Consider the following 16,820-nt stretch of genomic DNA (forward strand, 5'->3'; position numbering starts at 1 on the left):
TCTATTGTTGATATAGATATCTCTAAGACCTCACAGTCCCGAAGCTTTGGGACTGTGAGGTCTGAAAAGATCATTCCCCTGTGTCTTAAAAACTATCGTTCAAAATCTCTAATATCTGAATCGCAGCATCGCTGATTTTGCTTCCTGGTCCAAAAACCGCAACAGCACCGGCATCAAAAAGAAATTTATAATCTGCAGAAGGGATCACACCTCCTACAATGACCATGATATCTTCCCGACCTAGTTTTTTGAGCTCAGCAATAACTTCAGGAACTAAAGTTTTGTGACCAGCGGCTAAGGAGGACACCCCCAGAATATGCACATCGTTTTCTACAGCCTGTCTTGCAGCTTCCTGCGGCGTCTGAAATAAAGGGCCGATATCCACATCAAAACCTACATCGGCATAGCCAGTGGCTACCACTTTAGCGCCTCTGTCGTGACCATCTTGTCCCATTTTGGCAATCATGATTCTTGGTCGGCGGCCTTCTTTTTCAGCAAACTCATCAGCCAGGGCCTGCGCTTTACTAAAGGATTCGTCTGTTTTCATTTCTTTGCTATAAACTCCACTAAAGGATTGTATTTTGGCTTGATGTCTTCCGTAAACTTCTTCCAAAGCATCACTTATTTCTCCGAGGCTTGCTCTTTCTCTGGCTGCTATGATAGCAGCCTCCAAAAGATTTCCGTTTTCTTCTTTGGCAATTCGGGTGAGTTCGCTTAAGCTTTGTTTGACTTTTTCATCATTGCGTTCAGCTTTTATTTTTGAAAGCTTATCCAGCTGTTGTTTTCTCACCGTCTGGTTATCCACTTCCAAAGTAACGATAGGATCTTCCTGCTTTAATCTATACGCATTGATGCCTATGATTTTATCAGTTCCGCTATCAATTCTGGCTTGTTTTTTGGCGGCAGCCTGTTCTATTCTCAGTTTCGGAATTCCGGCTTCTATAGCCTTAGTCATCCCCCCCAGTTCTTCTACTTCTTCGATGTGTTTCCAGGCCTGTTGAGCGATGTCGTGAGTCAGTTTTTCAACATAATAGCTGCCTGCCCAGGGATCTACTGTGCTGGTGATTCCTGTTTCTTCCTGAAGATAAATCTGAGTATTTCTTGCGATTCTAGCCGAAAAGTCTGTCGGTAATGCAATAGCTTCATCTAGGGCATTGGTATGTAAACTTTGGGTGCCGCCAAAAGCTGCTGCAGTTGCTTCAATACAGGTTCTGGCCACATTATTGAACGGATCCTGCTCAGTAAGTGTCCAGCCACTGGTTTGTGAGTGGGTTCTTAAAGCTAAAGATTTAGGGTTTTTAGGATGGAATCGCTTTACCAGTTTCGCCCAAAGCATTCTGGCGGCCCTCATTTTGGCAATTTCCATAAAGTGATTCATACCCACTCCCCAAAAAAAGGAAAGCCTTGGCGCAAACGTATCGATATCCATTCCAGCATCCAGTCCCTTTTTGATGTATTCCAGTCCGTCTGCCAGGGTGTAGGCCAGTTCAATATCTGCTGTAGCTCCAGCTTCCTGCATGTGATACCCGGAAATACTGATGCTGTTAAACTTTGGCATGTTCTGAGACGTAAACTCGAAGATATCGGAGATGATTTTCATGGAGGGTGTAGGAGGGTAGATGTAAGTGTTTCTTACCATAAATTCCTTCAAAATGTCATTTTGAATCGTTCCCGAAAGCTGTTCCTGTTTTACACCAGTTTCTTCTGCAGCAGCGATGTAAAACGCCATAATCGGTAAAACTGCGCCGTTCATGGTCATCGAAACAGACATCTTGTCCAAAGGAATCTGGTCAAATAAAACCTTCATATCTTCGATGGTATCAATAGCCACACCTGCTTTTCCTACATCGCCAACGACGCGTTTATGATCACTGTCGTAGCCTCTGTGCGTTGGTAAATCGAAAGCTACCGAAAGTCCCTTTTGTCCGGCAGCAAGATTTCGTCTGTAGAAAGCGTTACTTTCTTCAGCAGTAGAAAAACCTGCATATTGCCGTATGGTCCAGGGTCTTCTCACATACATTGTTGAGTAGGGACCACGCAGATAGGGAGCAAGCCCAGCTACAAAATCACGGTGCTCTACTTTATCTAAATCTTTTTTTGAATAGGTAGATTTGATTTTAATCTGCTCTGCGGTTTCAAATTTTGACAACTCGTCGTGGTCTTTTTGAGACGCCGACTTTAAAGTCATCTGCTGTATATTCTTTCTTCCCATACTACACATTCGATTTTGAAGATGGATTCGTTTTTTCCTTTTCCAGCCTTTCTTTCTCAAGGGGTTCGGCCAGGCGTCTTTCAAGAATAGGTTGGATAAGTGTTTTTCTTTGATGTTGCTTGAGAAATGGAAAAAGCTCCAGATTTTGCGACATTTGGTCTTCAAGGTTTTTGTACTTGTTCAACCCAACCAAAGTAAAATCTCCTGAGCTAACTTTAGCTTGTTCATTTTCAGCACTTTCTTTAATTTTCTTCTGAATTTTACCCTCAAATAACTGATGAATAAAGCCTTTTCCTGCTTCAATTGTTTTGAAAATACTTAAGGCTTTTTCAGCTAATTCTTTGGTCAAATTTTCAATGTAATAGGTGCCATCTACTGGATTCAGCACTTTATCAAAATAGCTTTCCTGTTTCAAAATCAGCAGTTGATTTCTGGAAATACGTTCGCCAAATTCATTTCGCTTATGAAAAACTTCATCGTAAGCTAAGTTATTTACCCAATCTGCGCCACCAAGAATCGCACTCATACATTCAGTAGTGGTACGTAGCATATTCATGTTGTAATCGTAAATCGTATGATTACGCTTGCTGGGTTCAGCTATAATATGAAGCTTTATGTCGTAATCATATTCGCTGGCCAGACTATTGACCAAAAGTTGGAGGGCTTTGAGTTTTGCGATTTCAAAGAAATAATTGGAGCCTTGAGAAACAACCATATTGACTTTGATTGAATTCAATGTTGAATCTGAATTATTTAGAATGTTCAGATATTCATTAAGATGAGCCAAAGCATAAGCAAGTTGCTGAATAATAATAGCCCCAGAATTTTGATAAAGCCTGGCATCAATATTAATTTGGTTTTCAAAACTTTCAAGTGGTGTTGTTTTTAAAAAGACTTCAAAATCCTCCTTTTGACTCTTAAACCAATTTCCAGACGAAGCTAGCTGGTGAAGAGGATCAAAGCCTAACCAGACTGTTTTGTTTTGTTTTTTTAGAATAGTATCAAGCTTCTTAAAAAAATCAAGATCCTGAACTAAAAACTCAACATAAAGCGGAGTTTCATCATCACTTAATGCTTCAAAGAATTTTAATTTCTTGTCATCGGCTTCAGGAATGGTAATCCAAAGACTTTCCGCACCACGTTCTATAACATCTTTGGCATTTTCAATGGTAATGTCAACATTTTCGAGATAAAGTTTCTCAGTCACATACCAGGCAGGGGATTTTGGAAGCAAAAATTCGTAGTCATGATCATCAGCATGATAAAAGGGTTTTATATCGATACCTTCATCTGTAGAATTGACTAAGGTTTCGTTATAATCTGCCCCCTTCAGGTCCGCTTGAATTTTTTGCTTCCAGGCTTTAGCCGAAACCTGGTTAAACTCTTCAAATAATGTCTTACTCATCTTTATCAGTTTTTAAGCTGTCTTCGTATTCGATAATATAAATATCTTCATCAGGACGCTTCATGAAATAGGTCTCTCTGGCGAAACGCTCTATCTCAATACTATCATCCAGCTCATTCAGAACTTGCTTATCCTTTTGTATTTCTTCTTGATAGTAGGTTTTATTGGCTTTAATTTCTTTAATTTCCTGATTTAGTTCTCTATGAATCAACCAGGAATTACTATCCAAGAATAGCATCCATACCACAAAGACCGTGAGCACCAATACATACTTGTTGCTCATGAATTTAAACCAGGTTTTTTTCTTAAGGTCTTTATATTTCATAGACGTAAGTTACTAAAATTAGAGGAGTCTTTCCTTAATTATAGTTTGAACTATATCAATAGCCACCGTGTTGAAGCGATTATTAGGGATGATGATATCTGCGAATTCCTTGGTAGGGTCAATAAACTGCTGATGCATGGGTTTTAAGGTTGTTTTGTAACGATGCAAAACTTCCTCCAAATCTCTTCCACGTTCAGAAATGTCTCTTTTGAGACGTCTCATTAAGCGCTCGTCACTATCGGCATGAACAAAAATTTTGATATCAAACATTTCCCTGATGTCAGGATGTGTAAATATCAAAATCCCTTCTACAATCATCACTTTCCTGGGTTTGGTAGTGATAGTTTCTTTAGTTCTGTTGTGCTCTTTGAAGGAATACACAGGCTGTTCGATAGATTCGCCTGATTTCAAAAGTTTCAAATGTTCTACAAAAAGATCAAAATCTATAGACTTTGGATGATCAAAATTGATCTGTTTCCGTTCATCCATACTTAGATGCGACAAATCCTGATAATAAGAATCCTGATAAATCACATCGACTTCATCGTGTTGTAGTTCGTTTATAATCTGGTTCACAACGGTGGTTTTACCACTTCCAGTTCCCCCAGCAATGCCAATAATGAGCATAGTAAATAGGTGTAAATAATTAGTTGTTTTCTTTAGCTAGCCAGTTTTTGAAACTTTGGAAGTTTTGTGGATTAATCCCATGCCCTACAGGATATTCCTCATAAGTGAAATCGATATCCAATTCTTCCAGAAATGGTTTATTATTTCTAGCCCATTCCACAGGAATCACCTGGTCCACTTTTCCATGAGAATTATAAACTTTCAGGTGGCTAAAATCATTGGATTCATATCCAGCTTTAAGCATATTGGGGTCCACATAGCCAGACAAGCCTATGACATTCTTCACCAGGTGAGGATAGGAGAGCCCTAAAGCAAAACTCAAAATAGTTCCCTGACTAAAACCAAGCAAGGTGATATTTTCAGGATCAATCGGGTAAGCTTCAATCGCTTCTTCAATAAATTTTTTCACCAATTCTCTGGATTCAATTGCCTGCTCTAAGTCACTGAATTTTCCCTGCTCTGCATCAAAGTTGATCGCATACCAGGCATTGCCCATCGGTTGCATAGAATTGGGTGCTTTCAGTGAAATAATCATGTAGTCTTCAGGCAATTCGCTGGCAAACGAAAATAAATCATTTTCGTCGCTTCCATAACCGTGCAGCATGAGCAGGAGTGGCGCTTTTCCTGATAAGCTCGAAGGTCTTATGAGGTGCGTCAGAGATAAATCTTTAGTTGTCATTAAGTTAGTTTTTTAAAAATGATTTGACACAGGTTTCCAATCAATGGAACTTTATTTTCTTTTCCAGAAACAGCACCAATAAACCCGTAAATCCAAAGGATAAAATAAGCCAGGTAAAACGCAGAGCCAATCATCATGTTTTGTAATTCACTCAGGCTATCGTACAATCCATTGATGATGACACCAAAAAAAATGATGAGTAAATTGATACCTAAAGCCTGTCTTATATGAAAACTAGCAAACTCATGCTTGTTTTCATCCGTGTTGAGAAACAAAGCCAGTATACTTCCAAATATTGTGAAATAGGCGACGATAGCAGCAGTTTTTCCGCTTCTTTCTTTTTTAATTTTCATAAATCGTGTCGTTATAAATGCTTCCAATCACATTTCCTTTTAAGCTTTCTCCCAGGAACATGCTGTTTTTGGATTTTGAAAAGATATGCTGTTTTTGAAAGGTATATTCTGAATTTGGGTCGAATAAGCTTAAATCTGCCCGTTGGTTAACTTCAATTTTTGAGGTCTGCAATCCAAAATTCGTCTTGGGTTTGGATAATAAGTCTGAAGCCATTTCGACACCAAATAAGGTGTTCATTACTGAAAATGCCGATTCCAGGCCAATGCTGCCGTAACTCGCATTTTCAAACTCTAGTTCCTTGTGTTCTTCATCCATAGGTTCATGATCACAGGTCACCATACTTATAACTCCATCCTTAACGGCCTTCTTTAAAGCCTTTGTGTCTTCTTTGGTTCGTAAGGGAGGAAGAATTTTATACTTACTATCAAAGCTTTCCAGCTTTTCACTGCTAAAGAATAAATGGGGTAAGGCTACGCTACAGGTCACCTTAAGACCTTTTGCTTTAGCCTTTTTTATCAGATGAACAGAAGCCTTGGTGGACACATTGGGAATGTGTAATTTTCCACCAGTGTACTCAAGAATATACAAATCTCTGGCGATTTGTAACTCTTCTGCCAGATTCGGCATGCCTTTGAGACCGATATAAGTGTTGAACTCATCCTCATTGACCTGAGCTTTACCCGCTATGGATCTGTCCTGAGGATAAGAAAAAATAAGACCATCAAAACTCTTGACATATTGTAAAGCTATTTTGAAGAGGTTTGCATCTGCAATAGGATTTTTAAAGTCGTAAAACCCAACAGCACCAGCCATTTGCATGTCGTAAAGTTCTGCCAGATTCTTCCCGTCAAAACTTTTGGTAAGCGCACCAAGTGGTTTGATATCGATAAGTTGAGTATCGATTTGTTGCTGTAAAAACTTAACTGCTGAATTGGTATCGGTAATGGGGTCCAGATTTGGATTCAACAAGAAGCCTGTAAACCCCGATCGCCTTGCTGTGGTTACTCCGTTGGCAAGCGTTTCCCGTTCTTCAAAGCCAGGCTCACCAAAAGACACAGAGCTGTCAAAGAATCCGTTGGAAACATGTAAGTTTTCTCTATTTATAATTTTATCAGCACTTTCAATGGTATCTTCTATTTTAGTGATCACTCCATCTTCTACCAAAAGATCTTTGGTTTGTAAATGATATGAGCTCTCTGTATCTAGAATTTTGGCAGATTTTAAAAGTATGGAAGACATAGGCATTAATTTAAAAATCTTAGTATTAAAAGTTCCATTAAAAAGAAACCAACTGCAAAAATAAGCATCCAAATCCAAAGCTCAAGGATTTTCCTGTCTTCTGTAAAAGAATTAAAGGCTTCTGGAATTGAAGAAAAGGTTTTGACTTTCAGATCGCCTATATCTAAGGGGTTGAGCAGGCTTTCGTTGCGGTTGAAATTGAAACTCAAGTGTAATAAGGTTGAATCCCCTTGAACAAGTTGATAATGTCCTGGCGATTTGGGTTGATATTGAGTGTTGATTTGGATAGAATTTCCAAGTCGCGATTGTTGCGGTATCACTTGTTGGTTATCGCTTTTTAGTTTTAAAACTTCGTCTTTTCCAAGGTTTGCTTTTACATTGATAAGATTTTCCTGACCAAGAACAGAGTAGAGCTGAGGGCTTGGACTACTTTGCAAAGCCATATTATAAAACACAGGAACTACCAATGGTGAATTGGTGAAATTGGAAACATTAGGATGAAGAGCAGAAGCAAAACTGTAAGTCCTGTTCTTTTCGGCTAAAAAAGATTGTCCATTGCTGAATTTTAAAATAGGAGTAAAGGAAGGATGTATGTTCAGAAACCTGGAGGTAGAGGGGTAATCAAAATTTTGAATTTCCTCCGAAAAGACATTTTCAAACAGGGGATGCTCAAAATTGATGCTGGTGATTTCTCTTTTTGCAACGGTTGGATTTTGATAGATAGCAGGAGTATTAACAAGTTCTTTAAAAGTTCCTGGAGCTGTAGATTCATCTGGGATGATAACTAGAGTGCCTCCATTTTTTTGAAACTCTCTTAATCGACTGATGAGAATAGGATTTACCTCTTTAATTTCGTTCAGGATGAGCAGATCAACTTCAGAAATTCTCGCGTAATCAAAATTGAAAATGGAATATTCGCTGAAATTAAACAACTCCGTCTGATAGATGGAAGCTAAGAAGGATTTGTATGAATTGGTTTGGGAATGAAGCGACAACACATTGATTTGTTTTTCTTTGTTCAGGCTAAAAAACAAAGTATTGTCATAAGACATGCCGTCTGATTCTATTTCTAATTTCCCTCGCTGGAAATCTTTGTTGGACAAGTCAAAATTGACTAAAGCAGAAGTGGACTCTTCAAAATCAGCTTTGGTTTTTGCAATGAGCTCGTCATTATCGTAAAGCGACACTGTGACGTCTTTATCTGTCTCCGCCAGAGATTTCAGTTCTGCTTCTAAGCTTTTACTGGTGTTGTTGGCTTTCAAATGAGCTGAGGCAATGTTGAAATTCTCTAGTGAAGCAGGTTGTTTTATTATTAAATTGAGATTCAAATCATTGCCAGGTTTCAGGCGAATGTCATCTTTGAAGTTAAGCGCATCTGAGATTATAAATAAACTATGGCTGGACTCCCGCTTTTGGAACATAGACTCCGCTTGAAGCAACAGGTTTTCAAAACTCAGGTGATCGGGAGCAAAATCAATAGAAAAAAAATCTGCTTTGATATCGTTTTTAGTCACATTTTTCCAGGTCCTATCGTTTGTAAACAGTGAAAATCTCTGCTCTTCACCAAGTTGCTTCCATAGGTTTTGTTTAGCTTCTTCGAGTAATGACATGCGCTCACCTGGCAATTCCATAGAATATGAATTATCCAGATAAATCGAGATTTCATCTTCTTCCAAAGCGGTTTCTGTAGAAGGAATGAAAGGTTTGGCAAAGGCTAAAATCAAAAAAACCAGACCTAAAAGTCTGGTAATTAAAATCAGCCATTTTTTGAGTATCGAACTTTTTCTGGATTGCAATTTGATGCGTTCTAGCAGAGCTACATTGCTAAATTTAGTGGTTTTGTATGTTCTGAGCTGGAATAAATGAACTAAAATGGGTAGAATCAGTAAAAAGAGAAAGTAAAGAACATCCGGCTTTTCTAAAATCATTGATTTTATAACTTTTTAGTTCGCTCTATGGTAAACTCAAAGGTGGTTCCTTTACTCTCTATCGAGTTTACCATTATTTTCCCACCTAAATTGTGAATCATTTTCTTGACGGTAGATAACCCAATGCCGTTTCCTTTGTTGCCTTTCCTGTCATTTTCTGCAGCTGTAGAAAACAGATTAAAAATTTCTTTTTGTTTATCCTTTGGAATACCAATGCCATTGTCTTTGACAAAGAATCTGTAAAAACCAGGTTCTTTTTTGAAATCGATATCGATTTCAATTTTCGGCTTATCATTATATTTAAGACTATTTCCAATCAGGTTGAGCAGGATTTGTTCCAAAGCCACGCGATTGGTATAAATATCTATGCTTTCTTCAGGAAAAGAAATATCGCAATCGTCACCGATATCCAGCATTTCTACAATATCCTCAACTAGCGAGTGAACATCAAATTTCTCAAGAGAATCTTCATTACTGGTAATGGAATCGCTTTCGTAATGGGTGAGAATGTTGGAAATATAGTCACTCAGCTGAAAGGATGATTTCTTTAGATTATTGAGATAATCAAAACCTGCATCATCAAGTTTGTCTTTATATTTTGCTTTTAGAATATCGATGGTCACAATCATATTAGCCAAAGGCATCTTCATATCGTGAGAGACGACACCCGCAAAATTTCTTAATTGAGCATTTTTTTCCTTTAATTGTTTTTGAGTTTTCTTCAGGCCTTTGTTAATTTTATGAAGTTCAAACAATTTGATCACCTGGTTGGCTAAAAACAATAAACCTTCTCTTTGCTTGAGCGATAAAGTTCGAGGCTGATGGTCAATTACGCAAAGGGTACCCAGGCCATAACCATCCTTGTCTCTCAGGGGAACACCAGCATAAAAAACCATTTGCTCTTCGCCTTCAACTAATGGATTTCCATTAAACCTTTCGTCTTTACGCGCATCAAAAACTTCCATAATTTCATCATCGCTTTGTATTGCAAAGTTGCAAAACGAATATTTTTTGCCTAATTCACAATGGTCCATACCAACTTTGGATTTGAACCATTGCCTGTTTTCATCGAGTAATGAGATTAAAGCAACAGGTGTATCGCAAATCGAAGCTACCAACTTGGTAATTTGATCATATTCTTGTTCTGGTAAGGTGTCTAAAATATTTAAGGACCTTAGTGCAGATAGTCTTTGGGATTCAGTTTTAGGATTGGTTTTCATTAAAGCTTATTCTCAACTTGATTTAAAATGACTGCAATATACAAAACTTAAGATTTATATCTAGTTCTAAAAATTTTCAAAAGCCCCTAAACCAAAGAGTGCAAAATCATACTTTACAGGATCCTTTGGATCTAAAAGCCTCAGGTTAGTATCGAGTTCATTTACAGCTTTGGCGTCGTTTTGCATTCTTTGAAGAAGGCCCAGTTCTCTTGCTATTCTTCCCGAGTGTACATCGAGTGGACAGGATAATAATGAAGGGGATAAACTCTTCCAAATACCAAAATCGACCCCGTTTGTATCCCGTCTTATCATCCATCGCAGAAACATATTGATACGTTTTGCTGCTGAATTTTTTTCAGGATCACTGACGTGTTTTTCGGCTCTTTTTTCATGATCAAGTTGGAAAAAAATCGATTTGAACTGATGAATTGCGGGTTGCAATGAGTTTTTGGTTTGGTGTTTTTGAAAAATAGATTCTAAGCCATTGTGTTCTTCATAAATAAACTTCAAAGCCCTGATGAAATATTTTAGGTCTTCAGCATTGAAAGTTCTATGTACGAAACCCTTACAGGCTTTAAGATCCTGTTCTGTGTGATTCACAATAAAATCAAAAGGTTCAAATTGTAAAATTTCGCACAGTTTATCTCCATTGTTTAGGATGCTTTTTCTGTTGCCCCAGGCTATCGTTGCAATCAAAAAACCTACAATTTCTATATCTTCTTTTTTCTGAAATTTATGAGGAATAGATATCGGGTCGGTTGCTATGAATTTAAACTGGTTATAAAGCTCAACTTTTTCGTCTAAAAAGGGTTTTAACTTTCGGATTTTAGACAAATTTGCCATCTTTCATTTCTAGTTTTCTGTCGGCCATATCGGCCAATTCTTCGTTGTGGGTTACTATGACAAAGGTTTGATCAAATTCATCTCTTAAATTTAAAAACAATTGATGCAGTTTGTCTGCAGAGGCAGAGTCCAGGTTTCCAGAGGGTTCATCTGCAAAGATGACCTTTGGCTGATTGATGAGCGCTCTTGCTACCGCTACACGTTGCTGTTCGCCACCGCTTAATTCGTTGGGTTTGTGATGAGCTCTGTGTCCAAGATCCAAATAACCCAGCAACTCCTTGGCTCGCTTTTCAGCTTCACTTTTTGAGGTATTATTAATAAAAGCAGGAATACAAATATTTTCTATGGCAGAGAATTCAGGAAGGAGTTGGTGAAATTGAAAAATGAAACCGATGTTTTCATTTCTAAACCTGGCTAAGGCTTTCTTTTTAAGCCCGTTTATTTGCTGGCCACTGATTTCTATACTAGATTTATTATTCTTGTCTGGTTGCTCCAGCGTTCCTAAAATTTGAAGTAAAGTCGTTTTTCCTACTCCAGAAGGACCAACAATGGAGATGATTTCTTTTTGTTGTATTTCTAAATTTATATCGTCTAGAACTTTCAGCTCTCCGTAATGTTTGCTGATGTGCTTGGCCTTTATCATGTATCGTGATTGAACTTCAAAAGTCAGAATAAAATCTGAATTAAAAAAAAGTCGTGAGCTACTAATATTTCCTTAAATTAAAAAATATTGTTTAATATATATGTAAATTTGTTGAACAAAATATAATTTATGTCAGATCAAAATTTAGAATTAGCCACTTTTGCCAACGGATGTTTTTGGTGTACAGAGGCAGTTTTCCAGCGTATAGAAGGGGTAGAGAAAGTGAAGTCAGGTTTTACCGGCGGAAATATCAAAAACCCGCCATACAGAGAAGTGGTGATGGGCAGAACAGGTCATGCAGAAGCTATTCAAGTGTCCTACAATCCAGAGGTTGTGGATTATAAAACACTTTTATACGTATTCTTTTCAACACACGATCCTACAACCTTAAACAGACAGGGCTATGACGTTGGTGAGCAATATAGAAGTGAAATCTTTTATCATTCAGAATCACAAAAAAACTGTGCAGTATCTGTTATAAAGGAATTAGAATCTGAGGAAATTTTTGATGATAAAATTGTGACACAACTATCTCAGGTCTCTGAATTTTATACTGCGGAAGAAGAACATCAGAATTTTTATAACAATTTTACTGAAAATAGATATTGTCAATTGGTCATCGAACCAAAACTAACCACCTTAAGAAAAAAATTTAGTCATCAACTTAAATCATAACTCATGTCCTATAAAACTTACGAAGAATACACACAACCTTTTGTTGGTGAGATAAAATCAAATTATTTATCAATTCTTGAAAACATTGGCGAAGACCCATCTAGAAACGGTATATTGAAAACGCCTGAACGCGCAGCCAAAGCGATGCAGTTTTTGACTCAGGGTTACGAAATGGACCCGCAAAAAATTCTTCTGGGAGCCATGTTTGATGAAGATTATGATGATATGGTGCTCATTAAGGATATCGAGTTATATTCCTTGTGCGAACATCATATGTTGCCATTCTTCGGTAAGGTGCATATCGCTTATATCCCAAATGGAAAAATTGTAGGATTGAGTAAAATTCCAAGAGTTGTAGATATTTTTGCCAGAAGACTGCAAGTCCAGGAAAGACTCACGCATGATATATTAGAATGTATCAATGACACTTTACAACCCAAAGGTGTTGCCATAGTAATTGAAGCTCAACACATGTGCATGATGATGAGAGGGGTGCAAAAGCAAAATTCAGCCACGACTACATCTGGATTTAGAGGTGAATTCAAAAAACAAGAAACACGGAATGAGTTTCTTAAATTGATTAGTTAAAAATCAAACCAGGCAGAACATATAAAGTGGATTCATATTGAATCTGCTTTTTTATTAGTACCATTTTCTAGTAAACAATTTGAAAATGGTAGATAAATCTAAAGAGACTATAAATCGAATATTTTGGTCATAATTGTCCTGGGTAATTTCCCAACCTTTGCTGGAGTAGACTGGTAGATAGAGTTCAAAATAATCTTCAACAAAGCTTAATCGAACCCCGGAGTCGAATCGAAATTGCGGATTGGAATAGGTGGTTTTAAAAAAACCGGCATCACCATAAATAAATATCCAATTCCAAATGGTAGTACTTATATTGGTGGAAGCAATCCAGTTATCGGCAAATCTTTGGTCAAATTGTGATTTAAAACCACCTTCAGCCATTATAAACTGCTGACTAAAAAGACCACTTTCTTCACTCCTGCCATAATAATTATAATCAAAAAGGTAGTCTGTGGGTCTGTCTAAAGCAAAGCTAAAAAAATTGGAATCCTGTTCGTCATTATACAAAAACAGACCCCCAAAAAACCGTAAATTGATTTGTCTATTGTTATTGTAAAGCTTTCTAAAGCTGAACGTTGTAGAAACTTTACTAAATTTTTGAGCGATCTGATAATCTACGGAGGTCGTGAAAGATTGATCAAGGCTTTTATCAGAAAAATTATAACGTACATTGAAGATGTTATAATTTGGTTCATTGGATTCTACAAATTCGCTTTCATCTTTGTCAACATTTACTGTTCTCACAAAAAGATTGTGTCTTGCATTATCACGTAAGTCTTGTGGTCTGTAAGTTAAACCGATATAACCAGAATAACGCCTGTAAAACAAGTCTTGGTTATAAGAAAATCGAGACCCCGTTAATCCGTATCTTATTTGAAACAGATCATCATCTTTGAAGAACTGGGTGTAATCTATAGAAGCTCCTCCAACAACAGCATTACTAGTGAGTCCATATTTTGGATTTATTTTAAAACTGAGCTGTTTAGGAAGAAGAGAGGTGTTGTATAATTTTGGTCCTAAAGAAAGGCCATCATAAAGGTTATAAGTAAATTCTGGCGTTATAAATAATTGATTATACTTTGGATCTTCAATATCCTCAAGGAGTCTAAATTGAAACGGCTTATTGAGAAGTTTTCCGCGACTTTTAAAATTATTTCTGGGGTTGATTTCCGGAATTACCTCCTCATAATTTACAGCGATTTGATCACTATTTAAATCTTTTAAATAAACTACAGTGTCTTTTTTGAAAGCTTTTACCCAATTTTTGGAAAGGATTTTATCATTTTTTAGCTGGTAAACAGCTATCGGCATTGCATTTCTGGTTTTGTTGATGATTTTGACTTTGAGAGAATCTGACACTTTCTTAACCGACTTGATTTTAAAATCAATATCTTTTGAACTTCCCAAATAATTAGTATAAAACCAGGAAATATCTTTATCTGTTCGTGATGATAAAATCTCAAAATAATCCTCTGGATTAGAGAATTCCGTGTTGTAGTGATTAAAATATTGTTTTAAACTTTCATCAACGATATCCTTTCCCAGATAATCTTCTAAATATTTTAAACCTAAACCGCCTTTGTATGGATTGGATAGTTTTTGATTAAACTTTAGAAGACTATCCTGGGGGAAATCAACGGGCTGTCCCAAATTCTGTCGAATGGTGGTCTGGTGAATAAAGTTGTACCGGTCATTAAACATCAAATCTGAAGCATGTAACCACTTAACACCAATAAAATTCGAAAAAGAGCCGAGTAAGTTAACATCTGGATAATAGGTGTCAATATAATCCATCATAACTTTAACCAGCATAGCATCCAGAAGCCATTGGTTTTTCCTTGTATTGGTAAGAAGTGAGCGCCTCAAATATTGATCGGTAATGGTTTTAAGGACTTTAATATCATACTGAAATCCGTCTGGGAAAGGCCTGATAAAACTGGGTAACTGATTGAGACCATACACAGGAGAGGAATTATAGTCTTCTTCAGTAACCATCATGGTTTCAAATCCGAAGTCACCAAAACGATCTTTCAGAAAATAAACAATTCTATCCAGGATGAGCGCTTCTATCTCAGGTCTTAATTCACTGTCCTTTAAGTTGGTAATTAAAGTCACATGATCTGTCTGTACAGTTTCAAAATCACTGATTTGTTCTACAAACACTGAAGTACCAGCTAGATTTTCACCTGTCAGGTATACCTTTTTATACCCACTGAGATGGCTTTCTAAGTTTGATTGTTCAAAATTTGAATTTACGCTATACATATTTGGAAATTCAAAGTTCAACTCATAATCCAATCTCTGAAGCGGAAAATCGTTGAGATCTTTATGGCTATACACTATCCAATCGCCATTAAGTATTGCAGGAGTAATCAACCATTGTTTTAAATTCAGCTCTCGTTGATTCCACCCAAAACCAGTGAATTTTGAATCCGGAACAATTAGTGTATAATTTAAATTTATATCAATTGATTTTCCCGGAGGTAAAGTTTTTTCTAGTTTAATTTCAATCAGATCGGGTTGTCCTTCTACATAATTCCAATTAGAATCTGAAGAAGAAACAAAAAGAGAGTGGATAGTCGTGCCACCCCTTTCAAAACCTGAGGCAAAGTGAAACCTTCTCACATATTCCTGTGCGTAACGTTTGGCTAGGGGACTCTCTTTATCAGAAAACGCATTTAACCAATCATATAAATAAATCGAATTTAAAACTTTATCACTTGTGTTTTTAAAAGTGATAGTTTCAGCGACAGAATGTATTTTTAAATCCTCTGAGGTTAAAATATCAGCCGTGATTTTATTTTGAGAAAAACTCAAAAAAGAAATCAAACAAAAGGCTAGATAAAATGAGTTATGTCTCAACGGCTTATATAAAATTTCTGAGTATTAGAAGTTTGATTCACTTTTAAAAAATACAACCCTTCGGGTAAAGTAGAAACATCAATTGTAAATTCTAAGCTTGAAACGTCAAAAGTGGAAACTTCTTGTCCTAGAGTATTGTAAATGAAAACCTTTTCAGAAAGAAGACTTGGAGAAAATTTCAACTCCAGGCGTTGCGAAACAAGATTTCCGCTAGTGAGTAGAACAGATTTTTCGGTATTGAAATCAGTGGTGGATAAAAATTCTTCTGTAATATTTAAACTCATCACCACTGGCAGATGATCACTCATCAAGTAAAGCCAGTCTCTTAATTGCTGAGAGTATTCTCCGTCACAATTCATGTCATCGATGTTATCATTAAAGCAGTTGCCATTGTTTCCCCATGCCTTGTAGGAATCCTGGACATAGCTAATACTGTTTGTGTCTGAATTTAATGCCTCCGAAATCAACATAATATCGAATCTGTCATCCAAACCTCCACCAGCGCCATAATCATCAAAATCGTAATTGCTTAAGCGGGTACTTTGGGTGTGGATACCAGCAAGATTTGCATCATTATGCCATTCTCCTGGAGTACTAATAGGATCTTGCATCTTTAAATTATCGGTCCCATTCAATAAGGTCTGATAAGCAGGCTCTGATGAGGAATACATATTGAAATCCCCGGCAAGAAGAATATTTGTATCAGCAGGAAAGCTTTCGATATATTTGATAAACTGCTGGGCTTCATATAAGCGTTCGTTTTCATTTATTTCACCACCGGAAGCCTTAAAATGAGCCACAAAAACTTCAAATTCTATCTTAGAACTGGTGTTGAGTTCGAAGCTATAATGGTTTATATTTCTATAATTGGTTGATATCTGAGATGTAGAATTCAACTTAAATATGTCGGCGTCGTAATAGAGGGTTTGATTAATATATCCTCCAGGATTCTCTAAAAAGGGTGCCTGGACTATATTTTCAGTAGTATAGTTAAACGAATAATCTAGAATATTATCAGCATCTGCTTTGGATTCGACTTCACTTACCATAAATAAGTCCGGTTCGTAAGTGTTTAAAATTGAATTTAAAATGTCTACACGCTCCCTGGGTGGGGCACTGGAAAAATTCAGGACATTGTAAAACATGGTTTTAATTTGAATTTGTCCAAAACTAAATGTTGAACATAAAAAAATCAGAAAAAGAAGTATTATTTTATTCAT

General features: G+C 36.9%; 15 protein-coding genes. 2 read left to right on the forward strand and 13 right to left on the reverse strand.

Features of this window, described 5'->3' with window-relative positions; all coding sequences use genetic code 11:
- Positions 1 to 85: 85 nt before the first annotated feature.
- From scpA to LB450_RS01425, 11 genes are all read right to left on the reverse strand, one after another.
- Entirely contained in the window at positions 86 to 2,212 is a 2,127-nt protein-coding gene (scpA, locus tag LB450_RS01375; protein WP_224486052.1) for a methylmalonyl-CoA mutase, read from the reverse strand.
- A 1-nt stretch (position 2,213) separates the two neighbouring features.
- Positions 2,214 to 3,617, reverse strand: a complete 1,404-nt coding sequence (locus LB450_RS01380; protein WP_224486054.1) for a methylmalonyl-CoA mutase subunit beta — start codon at positions 3,615 to 3,617, stop codon at positions 2,214 to 2,216.
- Positions 3,610 to 3,942: an FtsB family cell division protein gene (locus LB450_RS01385; RefSeq protein ID WP_224486055.1), complete on the reverse strand. Its 333-nt coding sequence runs from the start codon at positions 3,940 to 3,942 to the stop codon at positions 3,610 to 3,612. Before LB450_RS01385 ends, LB450_RS01380 begins: the two co-directional genes overlap by 8 nt.
- Before the next feature lie 18 nt (positions 3,943 to 3,960).
- Positions 3,961 to 4,569 carry a uridine kinase gene (udk, locus tag LB450_RS01390; RefSeq protein WP_224486056.1) on the reverse strand — a complete coding sequence of 203 codons (609 nt, stop codon included), beginning with the start codon at positions 4,567 to 4,569 and terminating at the stop codon, positions 3,961 to 3,963.
- A gap of 19 nt (positions 4,570 to 4,588) precedes the next feature.
- Positions 4,589 to 5,248, reverse strand: coding sequence for an alpha/beta hydrolase (locus tag LB450_RS01395; protein WP_224486057.1), 660 nt, complete (start codon positions 5,246 to 5,248; stop codon positions 4,589 to 4,591).
- Positions 5,248 to 5,601 carry a hypothetical protein gene (locus LB450_RS01400; protein ID WP_224486058.1) on the reverse strand — a complete coding sequence of 118 codons (354 nt, stop codon included), beginning with the start codon at positions 5,599 to 5,601 and terminating at the stop codon, positions 5,248 to 5,250. The genes LB450_RS01395 and LB450_RS01400 overlap by 1 nt, the downstream gene beginning before the upstream one ends.
- Positions 5,591 to 6,841 (reverse strand): dihydroorotase, encoded by a 1,251-nt coding sequence (locus LB450_RS01405; RefSeq protein ID WP_224486059.1) that lies wholly within the window; start codon positions 6,839 to 6,841, stop codon positions 5,591 to 5,593. The genes LB450_RS01400 and LB450_RS01405 overlap by 11 nt, the downstream gene beginning before the upstream one ends.
- A gap of 5 nt (positions 6,842 to 6,846) precedes the next feature.
- The gene (locus LB450_RS01410; protein WP_224486060.1) at positions 6,847 to 8,769 is read right to left on the reverse strand and encodes a BatA domain-containing protein; all 1,923 of its coding nucleotides are present in this window, start codon (positions 8,767 to 8,769) and stop codon (positions 6,847 to 6,849) included.
- A gap of 5 nt (positions 8,770 to 8,774) precedes the next feature.
- Positions 8,775 to 9,989, reverse strand: a complete 1,215-nt coding sequence (locus tag LB450_RS01415; protein WP_224486061.1) for a sensor histidine kinase — start codon at positions 9,987 to 9,989, stop codon at positions 8,775 to 8,777.
- 66 nt (positions 9,990 to 10,055) lie between these two features.
- On the reverse strand, positions 10,056 to 10,832 hold the full coding sequence (locus tag LB450_RS01420; RefSeq protein ID WP_224486062.1) for a TIGR02757 family protein: 777 nt from the start codon (positions 10,830 to 10,832) through the stop codon (positions 10,056 to 10,058).
- Complete coding sequence (locus LB450_RS01425; RefSeq protein WP_224486063.1) at positions 10,816 to 11,475, reverse strand: ABC transporter ATP-binding protein; 660 nt, start codon at positions 11,473 to 11,475, stop codon at positions 10,816 to 10,818. The genes LB450_RS01420 and LB450_RS01425 overlap by 17 nt, the downstream gene beginning before the upstream one ends.
- Before the next feature lie 129 nt (positions 11,476 to 11,604).
- On the opposite strand from LB450_RS01425, the gene msrA reads away from it, so the two are divergent.
- Complete coding sequence (gene msrA, locus LB450_RS01430; RefSeq protein WP_224486064.1) at positions 11,605 to 12,150, forward strand: peptide-methionine (S)-S-oxide reductase MsrA; 546 nt, start codon at positions 11,605 to 11,607, stop codon at positions 12,148 to 12,150.
- Positions 12,151 to 12,153: 3 nt separating this feature from the next.
- Positions 12,154 to 12,738: a GTP cyclohydrolase I FolE gene (gene folE, locus LB450_RS01435; RefSeq protein WP_224486065.1), complete on the forward strand. Its 585-nt coding sequence runs from the start codon at positions 12,154 to 12,156 to the stop codon at positions 12,736 to 12,738.
- 54 nt (positions 12,739 to 12,792) lie between these two features.
- Here the strand turns inward: folE and LB450_RS01440 are convergent, their stop codons facing one another.
- The gene (locus tag LB450_RS01440) at positions 12,793 to 15,555 is read right to left on the reverse strand and encodes a metalloprotease (RefSeq protein WP_224486066.1); all 2,763 of its coding nucleotides are present in this window, start codon (positions 15,553 to 15,555) and stop codon (positions 12,793 to 12,795) included.
- A gap of 41 nt (positions 15,556 to 15,596) precedes the next feature.
- Positions 15,597 to 16,820 (reverse strand): T9SS type A sorting domain-containing protein, encoded by a 1,224-nt coding sequence (locus tag LB450_RS01445; RefSeq protein ID WP_224486067.1) that lies wholly within the window; start codon positions 16,818 to 16,820, stop codon positions 15,597 to 15,599.

Origin of the sequence: Psychroflexus curvus (assembly GCF_020164585.1) — a bacterium.
Classification (GTDB): Bacteria; Bacteroidota; Bacteroidia; order Flavobacteriales; family Flavobacteriaceae; genus Psychroflexus; species Psychroflexus curvus.

Bases quoted from the DNA above. Each gene is read 5' to 3' on its own strand.
- LB450_RS01410 (WP_224486060.1), bottom strand. From the start codon at position 8,769: ATGATTTTAGAAAAGCCGGATGTTCTTTACTTTCTCTTTTTACTGATT.
- LB450_RS01420 (WP_224486062.1), bottom strand. From the start codon at position 10,832: ATGGCAAATTTGTCTAAAATCCGAAAGTTAAAACCCTTTTTAGACGAA.
- msrA (WP_224486064.1), top strand. From the start codon at position 11,605: ATGTCAGATCAAAATTTAGAATTAGCCACTTTTGCCAACGGATGTTTT.
- LB450_RS01415 (WP_224486061.1), bottom strand. From the start codon at position 9,989: ATGAAAACCAATCCTAAAACTGAATCCCAAAGACTATCTGCACTAAGG.
- LB450_RS01380 (WP_224486054.1), bottom strand. From the start codon at position 3,617: ATGAGTAAGACATTATTTGAAGAGTTTAACCAGGTTTCGGCTAAAGCC.
- LB450_RS01395 (WP_224486057.1), bottom strand. From the start codon at position 5,248: ATGACAACTAAAGATTTATCTCTGACGCACCTCATAAGACCTTCGAGC.
- LB450_RS01445 (WP_224486067.1), bottom strand. From the start codon at position 16,820: ATGAATAAAATAATACTTCTTTTTCTGATTTTTTTATGTTCAACATTT.
- scpA (WP_224486052.1), bottom strand. From the start codon at position 2,212: ATGGGAAGAAAGAATATACAGCAGATGACTTTAAAGTCGGCGTCTCAA.
- LB450_RS01400 (WP_224486058.1), bottom strand. From the start codon at position 5,601: ATGAAAATTAAAAAAGAAAGAAGCGGAAAAACTGCTGCTATCGTCGCC.
- udk (WP_224486056.1), bottom strand. From the start codon at position 4,569: ATGCTCATTATTGGCATTGCTGGGGGAACTGGAAGTGGTAAAACCACC.
- folE (WP_224486065.1), top strand. From the start codon at position 12,154: ATGTCCTATAAAACTTACGAAGAATACACACAACCTTTTGTTGGTGAG.
- LB450_RS01405 (WP_224486059.1), bottom strand. From the start codon at position 6,841: ATGTCTTCCATACTTTTAAAATCTGCCAAAATTCTAGATACAGAGAGC.
- LB450_RS01425 (WP_224486063.1), bottom strand. From the start codon at position 11,475: ATGATAAAGGCCAAGCACATCAGCAAACATTACGGAGAGCTGAAAGTT.
- LB450_RS01385 (WP_224486055.1), bottom strand. From the start codon at position 3,942: ATGAAATATAAAGACCTTAAGAAAAAAACCTGGTTTAAATTCATGAGC.